3 protein-coding genes are annotated in these 2,346 nt (G+C 69.3%); 2 read left to right on the top strand and 1 reads right to left on the bottom strand.

Annotation, left to right across the window (positions count from 1 at the left end; genetic code table 11):
- A partial coding sequence (gene rhlB, locus QAA18_RS10975; protein ID WP_279412988.1) for an ATP-dependent RNA helicase RhlB occupies positions 1-1,323 on the bottom strand: 1,323 nt, incomplete at its 3' end.
- Positions 1,324-1,547: 224 nt separating this feature from the next.
- On the opposite strand from rhlB, the gene trxA reads away from it, so the two are divergent.
- Positions 1,548-1,874 carry a thioredoxin TrxA gene (trxA, locus tag QAA18_RS10970; RefSeq protein WP_279412987.1) on the top strand — a complete coding sequence of 109 codons (327 nt, stop codon included), beginning with the start codon at positions 1,548-1,550 and terminating at the stop codon, positions 1,872-1,874.
- Between the two features lie 234 nt (positions 1,875-2,108).
- Positions 2,109-2,346, top strand: a 238-nt coding sequence (locus QAA18_RS10965; RefSeq protein ID WP_279412986.1) for a hypothetical protein, incomplete at its 3' end; no start/stop codon positions are given.

Raw genomic sequence — 2,346 nt, 5'->3', positions numbered from 1 at the left:
GCCGCCGCTCCCACTGCCGCCGGCCTTGCGGCCACCGCCGCGGCGCTCTTCGTCGGCGGCACGCTGTTCGCGCGCCTCGCGGAAGATGTCGCTGACGCTTTCGCCGCCCTCGTCGTCGGCCGCGGCGGTGCGAGGCTTGCGCGGTTGCGCGACCAGCAGGTCGGGGGTTACCGGTTCGACCGGGATTTTCTGCTCGATGTACGCCTCGATGTCCGGCAGCGAAATGGCATAACGCTCGCAGGCGAAACTGATCGCGTCGCCCTCGGCGCCAAGGCGCGCGGTGCGGCCGATGCGATGCACGTAATCTTCGGCGTCGAACGGCAGGTCGTAGTTGTAGACGTGGCTGACGCCGTCGATGTGCAGGCCGCGCGCGGCCACGTCGGTGGCGACCAGGATCTCCAGCTGGCCCTTCTGGAACCGCGCCAGCAGGGTCTCGCGCTTCTTCTGCGGCACGTCGCCGGACAGCACGCCGACCTTGTAGCCCGCGCGCTCCAGCGCGCGCGCCACGCGCTCGACGAACGCCTTGGTGTTGACGAACACCATCGTGCGCGTGCCCTCGGTGCGCGACAGCAGGCCCAGCAGCAGCGGCAGTTTCTCGTCGTCGGCCGGCAGGTACAGGCGCTGGCGGACCTTGGCATTGGTGATGTGCTCGCTTTCGACCACCATCTTTTCCGGCTCGTTCATGTGCTCGTAGGCGAGCTCGAGCACGCGGTGGCTGAGGGTGGCCGAGAACAGCAGGGTCTGGCGCTCCGTGCGCGCCGGCATGCGCCGCAGCAGGAAGCGGATGTCCTTGATGAAGCCCAGGTCGAACATGCGGTCGGCTTCGTCCAGCACGCACACCTCGCAGGCGTGCAGCGAGACGACCTTGTGCTGCTTGACGTAGTCGATCAGGCGGCCCGGGGTGGCGATGATCACGTCGGCGCCGGCCTGGAGCAGGGAGCGCTGCTTGTCGTAGTCGACGCCGCCGTAGACCAGGGCGAACTTCAGGCCGAGGTCGGAAGCGAACTTCACCGCGTCCTTGTGGATCTGGATCGCGAGCTCGCGGGTCGGCGCCAGGATCAGGGCGCGCGGGTCCTCCGGGTTGCGCTCGGCCAGCGCCGGCCGCGTGAGCAGCCTGTTCACGACCGTGACCAGGAAGGCCAGGGTCTTGCCGGTACCGGTCTGCGCCTGGCCGGCGACGTCGCGCCCGGCGAGGGTGATCGGCAGGGTCATCGCCTGGATCGGGGTACAGCGGGTGAAGCCCGCGCCTTCGAGGCCCGACAGCAGGGTCGGATGCAGGTCGAAGGAGGAAAAGGCGATATCGGTGAGTGGCTTGTCGCTCATGCGTATTGGGCTGCGATTCTTTCCGGGGTTCCGGAGTGGCGGGCAATGGCGCGGGCGCGGCGCGCTTGCGTGGGAGGCGTCCGCGAAGCAGACTGCCTGTCGGCGCCCGGGGATTGCGCAACGCGCTTGATTCCGGCCGGGGAACGCCCCAGTTTAACAGTATCCAGCCGCCCGACAGCAGGCCCGCCCCGCCGCGGGTGAACCGCTTCCACCCAGGAGATCCCATGAACGACACCGTGATCCACGCCACCGACGCCGACTTCGACAGCGCGGTCCTGCAATCGGAGGAGCCGGTGCTGGTCGATTTCTGGGCGCAGTGGTGCGGCCCCTGCAAGATGATCGCCCCCGCCCTGGACCAGCTGGCGGCCGAATACGCCGGCAAGGCCAAGGTGGTGAAGGTGGACATCGACCAGAACCGCAATACCGCCATGAAGTACCACGTGCGGTCGATCCCGATGTTGCTGCTGTTCAAGGACGGCCAGGTCCAGGCCACCCAGATCGGCGCGGTGGGCAAGGCCCAGCTCAGCCAGATGATCGACAAGGCGCTTTGACGGCACCGGCGGGCACTGCCCGCTCCCTGGCAGCCGCGCTTGCCGCGGCGCCGGCAGGGTGCTAGCTTTAGTGCACCGGCATGTTTGCGCGGCCTTGGCCGCCCGTCTGCCGCACCCATCCACCCGGTTCCACACCGGGGCTCCTCTAGTGAAACCCGTCTAGAGAAACCCGTCTAGAACTTCCATTCCGTCCGCCCGTTTCCCGGGCGCTCGCATCCGCGAGGAAATCGCAACTTGTCCGACAATACCCCCGACTCCCCCGGGAGCGACGCTGGCGAAACCGCCACCAAGCGCGTGCGCAAGCCGCGCGCCGCCAAGGCCGCCGACACCGCGCCGCCCGCCGGCAACGAATCCACCAGCGCGCCGGCTCCCGCCGAGCCCTCCGCAGCTCCGGCCGCGCCAGCCGCGCCGGCTCCCGCGGCCCCGTCCGCCCAGGGCGGCGGTGGCGAACCGCCCCAGCAGCAGGCCCAGA

This window comes from Luteimonas sp. 8-5, from assembly GCF_029763755.1.
GTDB lineage: Bacteria > Pseudomonadota > Gammaproteobacteria > Xanthomonadales > Xanthomonadaceae > Cognatiluteimonas.
The sequence above is the reverse complement of the archived record's forward strand: the minus strand, read 5'-3'. Positions and strand labels throughout refer to the sequence as shown.